Here is a 15,438-nt window from a genome sequence, read left to right as displayed (position 1 = left end):
TTCCTCATGGCCACATTCGTTGTGCAACTTCAGCCAGGTCAAGATAGTCATCCTCCGAAAGAATCAAGTCAGCGGCTTGAGCATTCGACCTCAGCTGTTCAACGGAGGACGCACCAGGAATCGCTACCACAGACTCGTGAGACAACACCCAGGCTAACGCAACCTGAGCGATTGTCGCGTCATAACTTCGCGCGACGCGTTCCATCACTTCTCGTACCGGCCTAAACGCCAACAGCGTACGGTCACCGAACTCCCGTTTCAACCGTCGAAGGTTCGTCGGCTTATTGTCAATATCATATCGCCCAGACAATAGACCTTGTTCAAGCGGTGAGTACGCGATAATCAGTCGATCATTTGCTATCGCCCAAGGGACCATCTCGCGCACTGGTCTACGCGCGAAAAGTGACAGATGGACCTGATTCGTCCACAGCGGAAAGCTGACTGAATCCTGTGTGCGCCGCCATGCTCCCAGTGAGTAGTTGGACAACCCCAGCATCCGAATATCACCCGCATGGAGCATTGGCTCGAACTCTGCAACTTCTGCGCGTAGCGAAAACAATGGATTAGGAAAATGGAGTTGATAAAGATCGATCTCCTCCACCCCCAACCGAGCCGCTGAACGTCGTGCATGCTTTCTTCCGACACCGGGCAGGGGAAGGATCGGGGCATACTTCGAAGCGATCAATGCCTGCCGGCGATGTGAGCCAAGCGCCTGGCCGAGGATGGTCTCGGAGCGACCGAACCCGTACAGTTCGGCGGTATCAAATAAGTTGATGCCCAGACTCAGGGCCTCCTCAACAAGTTCGTAAGCGACCCGCTCCGAATACTCACGACCATAACCCCATTCAGGCGATCCGAATTGCCATGTTCCCAGCCCGATCACACTGAACTGAATGCCATTGAGCTCTCGATATCTCACCTCTTCAGCCTAGGTGTCACATCCAAAACACCGATCGGGCGTGCTTCGCAAAACGAACTCAGACACCTATCTCCTGACCGAAGGTAGACCGATACTCTCCATAGTTGCCCGCGCCGGCAGCGTCCCCATTGTCCGACAGCCAATCAACGAGGTGGCATACGGAGCGCGCCATCGAGACGAATGACCTCGCCATTGAGATAGTCATTGTCGAGGATGGCGAGAACGAGCTTGGCAAAATCAGCCGGGAATCCAAGTCGCTTCGGGAAAGGAATAGAAGCTCCCAACGCTGATCGCACCTCCTCAGGCAACATGCCTAAGAGCGGCGTATCCATGATGCCAGGGGCAATAGTAGCAACCCGGATGCCAACACTCGAAAGATCACGTGCTGCAGGTAGCGTCAGTCCTACGATACCGCCTTTTGAAGCCGCGTATGCGAGTTGGCCAATCTGGCCATCATAGGCAGCGATAGAGGCGGTATTGACGATTACGCCTCGTTGGCCATCGCGAGGGTCATTGCGTGATAAATATTGCGCGCCAAAACGCAGCATGTTGAAGGTTCCCATCAGGTTCACCCGGATCACTCGCTCGAAGCTCGCAAAATCATGCGGGTTGCCGTTGCGATCAATTGTGCGTTCCGCGATCCCAATGCCCGCGCAGCTGACCACCATGCGAACCACGCCGACTTTAGCGGCCTCTACCATCAGTTCGCCAACCGAGGTCTCCTCAACGACATCAGTCGGCACAAACGTTGCCAGATCGCCGATCTTCCCTGCCGCCTCTCGTCCCGCCTCTTCATTGCGATCCGCCAACACCACATGTGCCCCGGCCTCAGCCAGCGCAGCTGCCGCTGCGAATCCCAAGCCTGATGCTCCGCCGCTTATGACCGCGACTTCTCCTCGAATATCCATACCGCCACCCTAGTCGAGGCGTAACGGCTGCCTCAAATCAGTCAACTCGACAGGAATGCGGACAGCAGACTTATCGGAAGCGATTCGCTGCTTCCTGGGCAAGTGCGTCCACTCTGTTGTTGTGCGGATCCCTGCTGTGACCTTTCACCCACTCAAAAGTGACGCTTCGACCAGCGTGCAACGCCGCAACGAGCAGCGGTCGCCAGAGATCACTATTGGCCACCGCATCACCCTTGCTGGTTTTGAAGCCATTCGCTTCCCACTTCTTCCACCATGCCTGACGGAAGCAATTGACCACGTACGTGGAGTCTGATCGGATCGTAAGATCACCGGTGTGGGACTCAAGTGCATGCAAGACCGCCGCGAGCTCCATCCGTTGATTGGTGGTCAGAGACTCTCCACCTGAATCGTAGGCCAGCGAAGCCGGTTCAAACCAGGCCCAGCCCCCTGGACCTGGATTGCCTTTGCACGCACCGTCCGTGTACACCAACAACGTCATGCGAATTACTCTCCCTAAGGTTGCTCTTTTCCGGACGTCAGTGTACCAGGTGGAAGTCTTCGCCAAAAGCTGCAAGAATAGTAGATGTGATTATCGACGGCTTTGCACATCAGATTCCAGACATAGACCCAGAAGAGACAGCAGAGTGGGTAGAGTCATTCGGCTCGCTCGTGGATGGACGCGGTAAGCAGCGCGCCACTTTCCTCCTGATGAAGCTGCTAGAAGCCGCCAGGGAAAGACAAGTAGGCTTCCCTGCGACGGTCTCTACCCCCTATATCAACACGATCGCGCCCGAAAACGAACCCTGGTTTCCGGGAGACGAACAGGTTGAACGACGGATTCGAGCCTTTATCCGCTGGAACGCCGCGGCTATGGTGACACGGGCTAATCACCTCGCGGATGGCATCGGTGGCCATCTATCGACTTATGCGAGTTCGGCTTCACTCTACGAAGTGGGCTTCAATCATTTCTTCCGTGGCAAGGACAACGGGTCTCCAGGTGATTTTGTCTACTTCCAAGGACACGGCTCACCGGGTATCTACTCACGGGCCTTCTTGGAGGGCCGTCTTAGCGAAGACCAACTCGACCATTTTCGCATGGAGGTAGATGGCCTTGGAATCCCCTCCTATCCCCATCCTCGCCTTATGCCCGAGTTTTGGGAGTTCCCAACTGTTTCGATGGGACTGGGTCCGATCCAATCGATCTACCATGCCCTCTTTAATCGCTACATGAATGATCGACATCTCGCCAGTACGACCGAGAGTCGGATATGGGGGTTTGTCGGCGATGGTGAATTCGACGAGCCAGAGACCAGCGGGGCATTGTCGCTAGCGGGACGCGAGCATCTGGATAATCTGATTTGGGTCGTCAACTGTAACCTGCAGCGCCTCGATGGTCCTGTGCGTGGCAATGGCAAGATCATCCAGGAGCTCGAGGCCACCTTCCGGGGAGCCGGATGGAATGTGATCAAGGTGGTCTGGGGTTCGAAGTGGGATGAGCTGTTGGCCAGAGACACTGATGGAGTCCTCCTCAACAAGATGAACACCACCCCTGACGGAGACTTTCAAAAACTTGCCACGGAATCCGGCGCCTACATTCGGGAACATTTCTTCGGGCCAGACCCACGGTTGCGTGCCCTGGTGGACCACTTAAGCGATGAGGACCTCCAGCAGCTGCCACGAGGGGGGCATGATTACCGTAAACTCTATGCGGCCTATCATGCCGCTGTCAATCACCACGGTTCGCCAACCGCGATCCTCGCTCACACCGTCAAGGGCTGGACATTAGGGCCTGACATCGAGGCGCGCAACTCGACGCACCAGATCAAAAAGATGACGGATGAGCAGCTGCGTCAGTTTCGAGACCGCCTCCATCTCAACGACATTATTACCGATGAGATGTTGGAAGCTCCAGAGCCTCCATACATACGATTGCCCGAGGGATCCATCGAGGCTGCCTACCTGAGCTCACGCCGCAAGCAACTCGGAGGCTCGTTGCCGCGCCGCATGAATAGAAGTGCGGAATTGCCAGCACCAAGCGATGATGTCTTTAAGGAGTTCTACCTTGGGTCTGCCAAACAACAGGTTTCGACCACAATGGTCTTCTCCAAACTCCTCCGTAACCTCATGAAAGATCCCCAAGTCGGGACCCGCGTAGTTCCAATCGTGCCTGATGAGGCGAGAACCTTCGGCCTTGAGGCCCTGTTCCGCGAGGCAAAAATCTACTCTACGATTGGCCAACGCTACACACCCGTTGATGCGGGACTGCTCCTCTCCTACACCGAAGCCCAAGACGGTCAGATCCTCGAGATGGGTATCACCGAAGATGGGTCGACCGCGATGTTTACCGCCGCTGGCACCTCCTATGCAACGCTTGGGGTGCCCATGATTCCCGTCTACCTCTTCTATTCGATGTTTGGTTTCCAGCGTTCAGGAGATCTCCTGTGGGCGGCATCCGATGCTCGCGCGAAGGGCTTTCTCATCGGAGCAACGGCAGGCAGGACCACGCTGATTGGCGAGGGGCTCCAGCACACCGATGGCCACTCCCAGATACTGGCAGCGGTCTATCCAAATATTCAAGCGTACGATCCGGCCTTTGCGTATGAGATCGCCGCGATTGTAAAACACGGCATCGCTGACATGTTTGGTCCACATGGTAGGGATGTCATCTACTATCTCACCACCTACAACGAAAACTACGTGATGCCCCCCGTAGACGCGGAGAGAAACCTCGAAGAGCTTATGGACTCCATTGTGCGCGGCGGATATCTCTTCGCCACCGGCCACAACCCAGAGAAGCTCTCACCCATCTCATCTGCGACACCAAGGGACCGTGCGCGCCACGCCACCTTGTTATTCTCGGGCACCGCGCAATCCTCGGTGCGTGCGGCTGCCGATGCACTCCGGGAGCACTGGAATGTTGTCTGCGATGTCTACTCGATCACCTCATACAAGCGCCTTCGAGAGGATGCCGAAGCCGTAGAACGCTTCGAACGGCTCCATCCCGGTGAAAAGACGGAGTCTCCCTGGGTCTCCCAACTTCTTGCCGGTGCAGAAGGACCGATCGTGGCTACTACCGACTTTGTCAAACTGGTCCCTGATCAGATTCGGCCGTTTGTGCACCAACCCTTCGTCTCCCTCGGAACCGATGGCTTCGGCCGTTCAGACACGCGCGAAGCCCTCCGCCGATTCTTCGAAACCGATGAGGGATCGATCGTCGTTGCTACGCTCTCAGCGCTATCCAAGCAGGGTGAGGCCAAGCCAGAAGAGGTCGCGGATGCAATGACGCATTACAGTGTTGTCTACGACCACCACGATCCGACCGTCTGATTGAGAGGTACGAGCGCACGATGAACGGAGATATTTATCTCACGCCTGATCCGGATGCGAACAACTACCTCAAAGAGAACCCCTTTGGGCTCCTGGTTGGCATGTTGCTGGACCAGCAGATACCCATGGAACGAGCCTTCGGCGCCCCGTATCTCTTACATACGAGACTGCAGCAACACTATGGCAAGACCCTCGAACCGGCGACCATTGTGGCACTCGATGAGGAACAGTTGATCGCACTCTTTTCAGAGAAGCCCGCCTTACATCGCTTTCCGAAGGCGATGGCAACAAAATGCCACCTTCTCGCTGACCGTATCGTCACGGACTACCACAGTGAGACCACCGCCATCTGGGAAGAGGCACCATCAGGGGAGGAACTTCTATCCCGATTGCAGGCGTTGAACGGCTTTGGAGCCGACAAGGCGAAGATTTTCATGGCGCTGCTTGGCAAGCGCTTCAAAGCAGCTCCAGCCGGCTGGGAACAGGCTTCAGATCCCTTTGGACGAACCAATGAGGTCCGTTCAGTTGCCGATGCCAGCTCTCCCGAGGCGCTCGAACAGATACGGAACTTTAAGGCCAGTATGAAAGCTGCTGCCAAGGCATAGTCTGTTGTTGCCACTTCTACCGGTGCAACATACCGACAATTGGTTGTTCCTGCTTCCGTAACAGGATGGCGCACTGACTATTAATACCAGCGCACACACTGATATTGAGACCTAGGGGGGTGCCATTGGTGCCTATCCGAGTCCTCACGTGACGAGGCGATTCCCCTTGCTGAACCACTCCTACATCTCCTAGCACTCCATCCACTGCATGCAACACGCACCCCCGAGCACTCTACCAACCTCGCCATCGCACGATGCAAAGAAAACTTCACTTTGCATTGAACGAAACACCAAAGTGGTGCGTACTTGTTCATAGTTGTTTCACAAGAAAGGAAACCACAATGAAGATACGTGCTTCCAGAAAAGCCATGAGAGTTGTCACCCTGGGGATTGGAGCCGGGGCCATGAGCCTTGTACTTCTTCCGCAGACCGCCTTTGCACAGGTGATGCCATCGTCACACCTGTTCCCGGAGATGTCAATCCACCAGGTTGGATCGACCAATGCAACCAACGGCGACACCAATCCTTACGGGATCGCCGTCATTCCAAAGACACTAGGCAACCTTACCGCTGGTGATGTGCTGGTCACCGACTTTAACAGTTCATCGGCTATGGGTGGGGGAACCTCGTTGGTCGAGGTCAATCCATCTACTGGTGCATCGAAGGTGTTCTACCAGAACGCCGACATCACGGGACCTGTCGGGATCGCTATCAACCCATCGGCTGATATCGTCTGGGTCACCTACTACGGAACAGCTGCCAATGGGTCAGGTTCAGGCTACGCAGTGATCTCGAATGAGGGTACACTGCTCGACAACTACACCAACACCACGAGCTCCTATAAAGGTCAGAAGAACCTCTTCGAGGGTGCTTGGGGAGCAGCCTTTGCTCCGGGGGCCTTCTTCTGGTCCAACGCAGGGGCAGCGACTCCTAATGCACAAGGAACGACGGGGCAGGTCTGGCGACTCAATCCCCACCCAGGGGCCACCGCGAACGGTCAGCCGATCAGTGCGACGTACGCTCCCTTGGCGACGAACCTACCGACCTCTGATATGGCAGGTACCTCGCTCAGCCCAAGTACCGTGGCCGGTCCCCAGGGTATGGTCTATGACGCTACCAACGGTACGCTCTATGTGACCGACGACTACAACAATGCGATCTACGCGCTGCCCAATGCGTTGACCGCTACGGGGCCGGTGACTCCAGTGATGATTGCCCAAGGTGGGGCCCTCAACTCTCCACAGGGGATCGCCATCAACCCTGTGAATCACGATCTGTTCGTCGTCAACGGTGCCGGCAACAATAACCTTGTCGAAGTCACCACGACGGGAGAAGTCGTGGCCACCAGGACACTTGATGGAGGTTCCGCCGGGGCGCTCTTTGGCCTTGCAACCACCTCAATGAATGCGGGACATCTCGGAATTTACTTTGACGACTCCAATACCTCCACACTTGACGAGCTCAGCGCTCCCACCGTCGGCTATAGCGGTTACCAATTGGCCCAAAGTGACGGTTCCGTCTCCGCCTTTGGCACCACCACAGCACCAGCACCGACAGCCCCCAAAGTCACTGGCAAGGTCGTCGGGATGGCCTACGCGGCTGGTAACGGCGGTACTGGTTACTGGGAAGTGACCGCAAATGGCGCGGTCTACGCGGCCGGAAACGCCAAAAACTACGGTGGGGTCAACAACCTTCGACTGAACGCCCCCATCGTCGGCATCGCTTCGACCCCGGACGGGAAGGGCTACTGGCTCGTGGGAGCAGATGGAGGAGTCTTCAACTTCGGTGACGCTGGTTACTATGGCAACACCTATAGCGATGGACTGACCGGATTGAGTGGCATGCATCCCTTAGATATGCCCGTGTTGGGAATAATCAGCACACCAGATGGTGCTGGTTATTGGTTAGTAGCTAAGGACGGAGGAGTCTTCAACTTCGGTGACGCTGGATTCTCTGGATCAGGCGCTGGCAAGGGAATGACCTTCACTGCTGCAGCGAACCCGCTGCTCTAGCGCTGGGACTTTGATGACGATGGGAGGGGGCACGATGCTCGAAGTGATACTGCAAGATCTCTTCGAGTCATTCTCCCCTCTCATTCGTGCTCAAGTGTTCGCCATCGTCGGGGATACCTCGGTCAGCGACGATCTGGTGCAAGCAACATTCCTCGCCGCCCTTGACCACAAGGACTCTCTTCTGATCGATAAAGAGCTGTTAAAAGGTTGGTTGTTGATCGTTGCACGCAACCGTGCTATTGACCATTTGCGCCGATCAAGTCGACTTTCACAAATCGATATTGGCACCTTGGACTACAGCCACGAGGAGAACAATAGCGTCCTCGACCGCCTCGTGATCGAGTCGGCCATCGACACACTCTCCAGCGACCATCGGCAGGTCGTCCAAGAGGTACTGGTGAACGGCACTCCACTGGTGCATCTAGCCGCAAAAACTGGTGTTCCCGAGGGAACCCTGCGATCGCGGCTCCACTACGCTGTCAAAATCCTTCGCACAAAATTGGATCACGTTCATGACACCCGATAGTTCATCACACGACCTCTTGGTTGAGTACACGCTTGGAGCCTTGGGCCCCACCAAGCAGCGCGCCTTTGAGGAGCACCTGATCACCTGCGACGAATGTCGCGATGCGGTTGACCGTACTACCATGTTGGTTCTTACGCTTGAGAGCCAGTACCCGCAAACCAGTCCCGGGCCACCAGCACCGCCTCAACCTACCAAGGTCACGAAGCTACCGACCGTTTGGCTCGCACGAGCTGGCATTCTCATTGCCGGTATCGCTGCTGGCCTCCTCGTCGGAGTGTCCATTGCTCACACTCCAGCAACTACCGCCAAACCGACCGACGTCATCGCGATGTCATCGAATCAAACTGGGGTCAATGGGTCGCTTGCTCTGTATCGCAAACCCTGGGGGACTCAGGTGCACGCAACCTTTGCGAACCTCCCCACCACGGGTAAAATCCAAATGGTTGTTGCCACCCACTCGGGGCGAGTTACCACCACGTGGCGTGGCACGAACCGATCCAAGATTGCGCTCGACGCTGCACTTCCGTATGCCCCAAACGCTATCGATTGGATCGGTGTCTACGGCGATCATGGCGACCTGATCGACTCGTGGCAGCGATAGACCTCACAAGGCCCGGCCCAATGAACTGGGAGAATCTATGCCAGATGCTCCAACCCGCCAGGTAAGGTCTAGCTTCGCAAAACGCCTCTTGACCCAATCGCGGCTCGACGACTAGGCTTGTACCAGAAGTCACCATGCCAGTCCCATCGCGTCAACAAAGCTTCGCGATCTGGCGACACTAGGGCTAGAGAAGCTCATTAGGCTGCGTGGCATTGCGGAGGAGGTGATCCTTTGAGTGCAGATAACCCCAAGGTAACAGCAACCAGACCATCGACGACCAGAACCGGGTTGGCCCTCGCAGTGGTCATGACCGGGGTGCTCATCACAGCGGTGGATACCACGATCGTTGTGCTTGCGCTACCTGAAATCGAACGGGGCCTCCACGTTGCACTCGCCTCGGTCATCTGGATAATTATCGGATATCTACTGGTGGTGACACTCCTTGCTTCGCAAGTCGGCCGGCTCGGCGACATGTACGGACGAGTCAAAATGTATGAGACCGGTTTTGTCGTCTTCATCATCGGCTCAGCGCTCTGTGCCATCTCGTGGGATGAACCAGCAATCATTGCGTTCCGGATTCTTCAGGGAATCGGCGGAGCGCTTGTGACCGCCAACAGCGGCGCGGTCATCGCCGATCTTTTCCCACCGGAGAAACGGGGGCGTGCCTATGGCTTCAACGGCATTGGCTACAGCCTCGGTGCCGTACTCGGAATCGTCCTCGGAGGAATCATCGTCACTTTTATCTCATGGAGATGGATCTTCTGGATCAACGTACCGATCGGTCTCGTGGCCGTCATCCTCGCCCTTCGCGTCCTCCACGATGGCGGAACTCGTGAACGCAGGAAGATCGACCTGTGGGGAATGCTGACTGCGGGTCTCGGCCTTTTTGGTATCCTGTGGGCGGTGACGAACCTCGCCACGCACACACTCGACCTGTCGCTACTCCTCTTTCTCATCGGCGGCATCGTCGTCCTCATCGTTTTTGTCTTTATCGAGCATCGGCAAACCGACCCCATGGTCCATCTCTCTCTTTTCAAGGTACCGACCATGACTCCATCGCTACTTGCCTCACTCTGCCAAGGACTCGCAAACTACGCCGTGCTCTTTCTGGTTCTGATGTACCTCCAGGGGCCGCGTGGCCTCTCGCCCCTCGACGCCTCACTCCTCTTGGTTCCCGGTTACTTAGTCGGTGGTGCGATCGGCCCCTTCTCGGGGAGAATGGCGGACAAAATCGGACCTGTACTCCCTGCCACCTTCGGTCTCGCGACGCAGATTATTGGTCTGCTGCTCTACGCTCAGTTGGGCATGACCACCGGGCTATGGCTAGTCGTAGTCGCAAGCGTGGTCAATGGCATCGGCTCAAGCAGTTTCTTCCCCGCTAACAACTCAGCAGTAATGAAGGCGGCCCCACGCCAGGTCTTCGGGATCGCGTCAGGCATGTTGAGGACCTTTCAAAATACCGGTATGGTCTTTTCTTTCTCGATGGCGATTCTGATCGCATCGCGTTCGATCCCTCGGCAAGTAGCCTTTGCGATCTTCGTCGGTACCGCTAAACTCCATGGGGAGATCGCACAGGTATTCGTTAACGGGCTACATTCGGCCTTTTACGCATCAATGATCTTTTTAGTGGTTGCAGCCATCCTCTCGGCAACTCGCGTTCGTCACGGCCTCATCACCGCCTCAGCACATAAACCCGTCCACACGCAAAACTGACTACCTGCCCAAGAGGAACAAGCAGTGCTTTACTGTTACGGTCCTGATGTTGGTGGCCTATCGTCGTCGAAGCCTTGCCAGGCTAGCTCAATGCTGCAGGTTGTGGGATTCTCGGGCGCTCACAGCACTGAGCGGTCTTCCACAACGAAACGCAGGCGTACTACCACACAAGCAACTCGCTGGAACCAACGGGGCGCGGTCGTTACGGTCTCGTCGTGGCTCAAGGCCCTTGCACGCCGCAGCACTCCAGCAGCGAAGACTGGGTTCACGCGAGAGCGTCGTGGACCGTTACCGACTATCCCCGCGTACATCTCGCCTCCTATCGAATGCATGCGGACGACCAACCCGATGCAGGCCAGGCGTCTCTCAGAAGAGTACAGCTCACCAGCCTCTTGCGATCCATTCGTCCAAGCTGCCGACCTGTGTTCCAATCGTAGTCGAAGCACCATGACCCGGCAGTAGGACTGTTTCGGCGGGGAAAGTGGCAAAGATGCGGCGGATCGACTCGATAATGGTAGGGAAATCGCCACCAGGGAACTTGGTCGCCCCAGGTCCGCCTGGGAACAGCGTATCTCCAGTAAAGAGCAGTTCATAACCCTCAGGAGCGATGCAAACAGATCCAGGGGTGTGTCCCGGCGTCGCCAAAATACGTAGATTGAGAGCACCAAACCTGATCAATTCGTTATCGACCAAGGTCGTATCAAACCCATCGAGCAACGAAGCATCAGGCTCTCCCACCATCACCCTCATTCCCTGTTGTCGCAGTGCCGCCACAGCACCGATATGGTCGTGATGACCATGCGTAATGATGACCTTGGTGACGTTCCGCTGGACCAACGCATCGACAAGAACATCATCGCCGGCGGTGGCATCGATGAGGAGTGCCTCTGGTGAACTCGGGGTGGTCAGGACGTAAAGATTATTCTCAAGCGGCCCTACCACAAACTGCTCAATCGTAAGATCCCCAACGGTATACGTGGTTTGCACGACGCTCTGCCCTCTCTTGAAGCTGTTCTAGCAGTAGGCTAGTCAGTGCGTACGATCTTGGCGATAGCGCCAAACGATAGGACGCCAGCGAAATAGCGAGCCAAAGAAAGTGAGGGCTACGTTGAACTTTGCGTTTACGTCGGAACAGGAAGAGCTCAAGGCTACCACCCGTCGATTTCTTACCCAACGCTTGCCAACAAGTCTCGTACGCACCACGATGGAGTCCACGACCCCCATCCCCATCGATCTTTGGCAGGCGATGGTCAACGAACTGGGGATTGCCGGCCTGCTCATCCCTGAGTCCCAAGGGGGACTCGGGCTTGGCTTCGTCGAGGCAGCCTGCGTCCTCCAAGAGATTGGCCGCGCGGTGGCTCCTCTCCCGTTCCTGGTGACGTCAGTCCTTGGTGCTAGCCTCCTCAACCAAGCGACCAATGATGATCCTGTCATCGCAGAGACGATCGCGGGGATCAGCAGTGGCGCAGTGGTGCTCGGGCTGGTCAGCGGGACCGCCGAGCATCCACTCCATCCAAGTGGCACCTGGCATGACACCGGCATCGACGCCGAAAGCCGATTCGTGCTCGACGGCACCCAGGCCACCCATCTGCTCATCACCCTTGAGAGAGAGGGCGAGCGGGTACTCGCACTCGTGCGAGCCGACGCCCCGGGGGTTGTGCTCACCCAACAGACCACACTTGACCTCACCCGGCCAATGGCCCAGGTCTCGTTCAACGCTTCACCAGGAACGATGGTGCTCGATGGTCCAGCGTTGGAGGCAGCAACGCCTGCCTTCGAGGCACTGGCGAACGCAAGCATGGCTCAAGACATGGTTGGTGGAGCCGAACGTGTACTCGAGATGTCAGTTGCCTACGCAAAGGACCGCCATCAGTTCGGCCGTCCAATCGGTAGTTTCCAAGCCGTCAAACACCGTCTCGCGGACATGCTTGTTGACTTGGAATCCGCGAAGTCGGTAGCGCTCTACGCTGCTTTCACACTCGCAGATCAGGCAGATGATCAGGCGATTGCAGCCACGACCGCAAAGGCAACCTGTGGGGATGCCTACTATCGCATCGCAGCATCCTCGATTCAGGTGCATGGCGGTATCGGCTTCACCTGGGAACACGATGCCCATCTGTACTTCAAGCGGGCCAAAGCCGACCAAATCTTGTTTGGGAACGGGCCTGCCCAACGACGTAAACTCGCACAGCTCCTCGGTATCATCTAGTGGCAAGCACTTCTCCGACGAGTATCGCGCTATCGAATCCGAGCGAGTAGAATATTAGTAGGTAGATGGTTACCTGAGTGGTGGAATGAATATGGATCGAGAGAGTACCCCAGACAAGAGCAGCGAGCTGCAGGCATCCGCCGAAGATCGAGAGCGGGCTCGCGCCCTGCTGCTTGAACGCTTCAGGTCCGGAGATCTTGACTTTGACGAGTACGAAGTTCGTCTCATGTTGCTTGCCAAGGCCCGCAAGGTTTCCCAGATCTATGAAGCAACGTTTGAGAAGACACGCGCACCCTTCGTGGGTCCTCGTTGGGATCGCCGAATTCGTCGTCTTGACTCGTTTGGTCTGATCCCAGTCGTGGCGCTGGCAGCGCTCAGCTTCTTCATGGGTTGGATTTTCCCCGTCTTGGCGATCGTCATCGTTGCATTCCTGCTGACGAACCTAGGGTACGGAGTGCAGTGGCTGCGCTACCGTCCGATCAAACGAAGCCTTGCAAAGAGCAATCATCCCGTCTAACCTGGAACCATGAACGACGATCAGCATCAGCCATGGCACCAGGTCCAGGAGGATCTTCGCCAACCTGCGAAGGAACTTCGAGCGATGATCCCTGATGTACTCAAGTCGTATGGCAGTCTCCACCATAGTGCAATGGCCAGTGGCGAGATCAGCACCGGGACGAAGGAGCTTATCGCGTTAGCGGTCGCCGTAGCGCTTAAGTGCGACGGTTGTATCACGTCTCACGCACGTGGGGCAGCCCGAGCCGGAGTAAGTCGCCAGGCCATCGCCGAGACGCTCGGGGTGACCATTTTGCTCACCGGTGGGCCCGGCACGGTGTACGGACCCAGAGCGCTTGAGGCATTCGATGAGTACGAACGCGATTACCACCCGAGCGATAGCTAGTACGCTCGCTGACCCGTCCGTCATGGGACCTGGCACACCCATTGCATAACCTGGGTCGCATGATCGGAGAACCCCAGCTGGTAGAGCGATCGAGCGCCCACCAAATCCTCGATCTCCATGACCATCGGACCTTGAGGTCCAGTCACGATATCGATACCGTAGTAACCCGGCCCCAATCGGACCGCGATCGTTTGCACAAAATCGCGCTCTTCACCACTCGCCGTCACAAGCCGGGGTGAGGCTCCTCGTGAGAGGTTCGATCGGAAATCCCCATTCGCCCTCCGCTCAACCGTCACCGCGATCGTCGTGCCCAGGATATAGTGACGTCGATCCACGGTGCCGACTGGATGATACTCCTGAGCAAGTAGTACATCAAGACCACCTCGCCAGCCCGATGTTTCGACCAACCGTACCCCCCGACCTCCATGGCCAAATCTGGGCTTGCTCACCCAGGGAGTTGGGACCGCATGAGTGGAAAACACCGCTGGCGTAGCAAATCCATGCTGCTGGCACCAGAGGTATTGGGCGAGCTTGTCGTTGCCGACCAGCGCCAGCAGCGGGCTGTTCACCACACGAGGAATACGACGGGCCAACCAAAGGCGCTGGCGAAGTGACCGCGAGCGCACGAAGACGACATCGACATGAGCCAGTTCGCGCGACTGGAGCTCCTCTGGACCAACCAACGCAATGACCTGAGCTCCAAACGATCGACCAGCCGCCACGAGTGCCCTCAAGAAGAAGCCGTTCGGCTGGAGCTGCTGGCGATCGTAGTAGATTGCTACGCGCAGAGCCATTGTCGAAGCGCCAGGCCCACGTGATAGGGCACATCCACCCCGGAGATCGCCGACAACCTCCAGATGTGCGCATTGGAGTTCACTTCACAGACGATAGAACCCTCATTCGCATCGTCAAAGAGGAGATCGACACCGACATTGAAGCCCCCAACCGCCGCCGCGCTCGCCTCGGCTAACGCGCACTCCGCTGCCGAGGGCTTGTAGGGGGCGCCAACGCCCCCAGCCGAAAGATTTGCGCGAAAGTCATCAGGATGCTGACGAGCAATGGCGGCAATGCAGCGCCCATTGACGACCTGTAGCCGTAGATCACGTCCTCGTGAACTCGCGATAAACTCCTGTACGAGCAGCTGTCGATCGGCCAATGCGTCGACTATCGCAAAAACATCATCGACAGTTTGGGCCAGGTACACCTGAGCTCCAAAGGATCCATTCGCCTCTTTGATCACCAGGGGGAGCCCAACCTCCGCAACCGCCGATAGCACCAAGTGGGTGGCGATTTTCTGCTTTGGATAGAGCGGCGGCATCATCACTGTCTTTGGAATACGCAAGCCCGCTGCCGCTAGGTGGGCATAGGTGCGGCGCTTGTCATCACAGATCGCGATCGACAACGAGCTGTTGATCACCGTCGCACCTTGGAGCTCAAGTACCTCTGCAACTGCAACATCTTTGTCAAGAAAGAGAATGAGCTCGTGTCGTCGATCAACATGTGTCACTCGGCTGAGGAGATACTCGGTGCTCACTAGCTCGACATGTTCAAAGGTCTTACTGAGTCCACGTTGATAGAGGATGCCGTGATCGAAAAACTTCTCCCCGAGGCCAAGGTTGGCTACAACAACCACCTCTCGATCCTCGGTGCGCATAGGTGATTGACTCAATCGGTCACCCGATCCAGAGCGCATCTCCATCCTGATGAAATTCCTTGC

General features: G+C 56.7%; 16 protein-coding genes. 9 read left to right on the top strand and 7 right to left on the bottom strand.

The window, feature by feature from the left end; translation table 11 throughout:
- Positions 1-4: 4 nt before the first annotated feature.
- The 3 genes from M7Q83_RS01225 to M7Q83_RS01215 all read right to left on the bottom strand — a co-directional run bounded on the left by M7Q83_RS01225 (position 5) and on the right by M7Q83_RS01215 (position 2,326).
- Positions 5-919 (bottom strand): aldo/keto reductase, encoded by a 915-nt coding sequence (locus M7Q83_RS01225; protein ID WP_298334530.1) that lies wholly within the window; start codon positions 917-919, stop codon positions 5-7.
- A 143-nt stretch (positions 920-1,062) separates the two neighbouring features.
- A complete protein-coding gene (locus M7Q83_RS01220) occupies positions 1,063-1,827 on the bottom strand; it encodes an SDR family NAD(P)-dependent oxidoreductase (RefSeq protein ID WP_298334527.1) in 765 nt (254 codons plus the stop codon).
- Positions 1,828-1,897: 70 nt separating this feature from the next.
- A complete protein-coding gene (locus M7Q83_RS01215; RefSeq protein WP_298334525.1) occupies positions 1,898-2,326 on the bottom strand; it encodes a ribonuclease H in 429 nt (142 codons plus the stop codon).
- Between the two features lie 86 nt (positions 2,327-2,412).
- On the opposite strand from M7Q83_RS01215, the gene aceE reads away from it, so the two are divergent.
- The 6 genes from aceE (at position 2,413) to M7Q83_RS01185 (ending at position 10,611) form a co-directional block, all read left to right on the top strand.
- Entirely contained in the window at positions 2,413-5,154 is a 2,742-nt protein-coding gene (aceE, locus tag M7Q83_RS01210; RefSeq protein ID WP_366526345.1) for a pyruvate dehydrogenase (acetyl-transferring), homodimeric type, read from the top strand.
- A 20-nt stretch (positions 5,155-5,174) separates the two neighbouring features.
- Complete coding sequence (locus M7Q83_RS01205; protein ID WP_298334522.1) at positions 5,175-5,759, top strand: HhH-GPD-type base excision DNA repair protein; 585 nt, start codon at positions 5,175-5,177, stop codon at positions 5,757-5,759.
- A 341-nt stretch (positions 5,760-6,100) separates the two neighbouring features.
- The gene (locus M7Q83_RS01200) at positions 6,101-7,771 is read left to right on the top strand and encodes a hypothetical protein (RefSeq protein ID WP_298334520.1); all 1,671 of its coding nucleotides are present in this window, start codon (positions 6,101-6,103) and stop codon (positions 7,769-7,771) included.
- A gap of 34 nt (positions 7,772-7,805) precedes the next feature.
- Positions 7,806-8,297, top strand: a complete 492-nt coding sequence (locus tag M7Q83_RS01195) for a sigma-70 family RNA polymerase sigma factor (protein WP_298334518.1) — start codon at positions 7,806-7,808, stop codon at positions 8,295-8,297.
- Positions 8,284-8,898 (top strand): zf-HC2 domain-containing protein, encoded by a 615-nt coding sequence (locus M7Q83_RS01190; protein ID WP_298334516.1) that lies wholly within the window; start codon positions 8,284-8,286, stop codon positions 8,896-8,898. The genes M7Q83_RS01195 and M7Q83_RS01190 overlap by 14 nt, the downstream gene beginning before the upstream one ends.
- A 231-nt stretch (positions 8,899-9,129) precedes the next feature.
- The gene (locus M7Q83_RS01185) at positions 9,130-10,611 is read left to right on the top strand and encodes an MFS transporter (protein ID WP_298334514.1); all 1,482 of its coding nucleotides are present in this window, start codon (positions 9,130-9,132) and stop codon (positions 10,609-10,611) included.
- Positions 10,612-10,730: 119 nt separating this feature from the next.
- Here the strand turns inward: M7Q83_RS01185 and M7Q83_RS01180 are convergent, their stop codons facing one another.
- Together M7Q83_RS01180 and M7Q83_RS01175 are read right to left on the bottom strand one after the other, a co-directional pair.
- Complete coding sequence (locus tag M7Q83_RS01180) at positions 10,731-10,922, bottom strand: hypothetical protein (protein ID WP_298334512.1); 192 nt, start codon at positions 10,920-10,922, stop codon at positions 10,731-10,733.
- Positions 10,923-10,992: 70 nt separating this feature from the next.
- The gene (locus M7Q83_RS01175) at positions 10,993-11,598 is read right to left on the bottom strand and encodes an MBL fold metallo-hydrolase (RefSeq protein WP_298334510.1); all 606 of its coding nucleotides are present in this window, start codon (positions 11,596-11,598) and stop codon (positions 10,993-10,995) included.
- A 109-nt stretch (positions 11,599-11,707) separates the two neighbouring features.
- On the opposite strand from M7Q83_RS01175, the gene M7Q83_RS01170 reads away from it, so the two are divergent.
- The 3 genes from M7Q83_RS01170 to M7Q83_RS01160 all read left to right on the top strand — a co-directional run bounded on the left by M7Q83_RS01170 (position 11,708) and on the right by M7Q83_RS01160 (position 13,721).
- The gene (locus M7Q83_RS01170) at positions 11,708-12,820 is read left to right on the top strand and encodes an acyl-CoA dehydrogenase family protein (protein WP_298334508.1); all 1,113 of its coding nucleotides are present in this window, start codon (positions 11,708-11,710) and stop codon (positions 12,818-12,820) included.
- Positions 12,821-12,911: 91 nt separating this feature from the next.
- Positions 12,912-13,337 (top strand): DUF1707 domain-containing protein, encoded by a 426-nt coding sequence (locus M7Q83_RS01165; RefSeq protein WP_298334505.1) that lies wholly within the window; start codon positions 12,912-12,914, stop codon positions 13,335-13,337.
- A 9-nt stretch (positions 13,338-13,346) separates the two neighbouring features.
- Positions 13,347-13,721: a carboxymuconolactone decarboxylase family protein gene (locus M7Q83_RS01160; RefSeq protein ID WP_298334503.1), complete on the top strand. Its 375-nt coding sequence runs from the start codon at positions 13,347-13,349 to the stop codon at positions 13,719-13,721.
- Between the two features lie 20 nt (positions 13,722-13,741).
- Here M7Q83_RS01160 and M7Q83_RS01155 read toward each other — a convergent pair whose 3' ends face one another.
- On the bottom strand, positions 13,742-14,515 hold the full coding sequence (locus M7Q83_RS01155) for a hypothetical protein (protein WP_298334501.1): 774 nt from the start codon (positions 14,513-14,515) through the stop codon (positions 13,742-13,744).
- A complete protein-coding gene (locus M7Q83_RS01150; RefSeq protein WP_298334499.1) occupies positions 14,500-15,420 on the bottom strand; it encodes a RimK family alpha-L-glutamate ligase in 921 nt (306 codons plus the stop codon). The genes M7Q83_RS01155 and M7Q83_RS01150 overlap by 16 nt, the downstream gene beginning before the upstream one ends.
- Positions 15,421-15,438 lie beyond the last annotated feature (18 nt).

The organism is Ferrimicrobium sp. (genome assembly GCF_027364955.1).
Taxonomy (GTDB): domain Bacteria; phylum Actinomycetota; class Acidimicrobiia; order Acidimicrobiales; family Acidimicrobiaceae; genus Ferrimicrobium.
The sequence above is the reverse complement of the archived record's forward strand: the minus strand, read 5'-3'. Positions and strand labels throughout refer to the sequence as shown.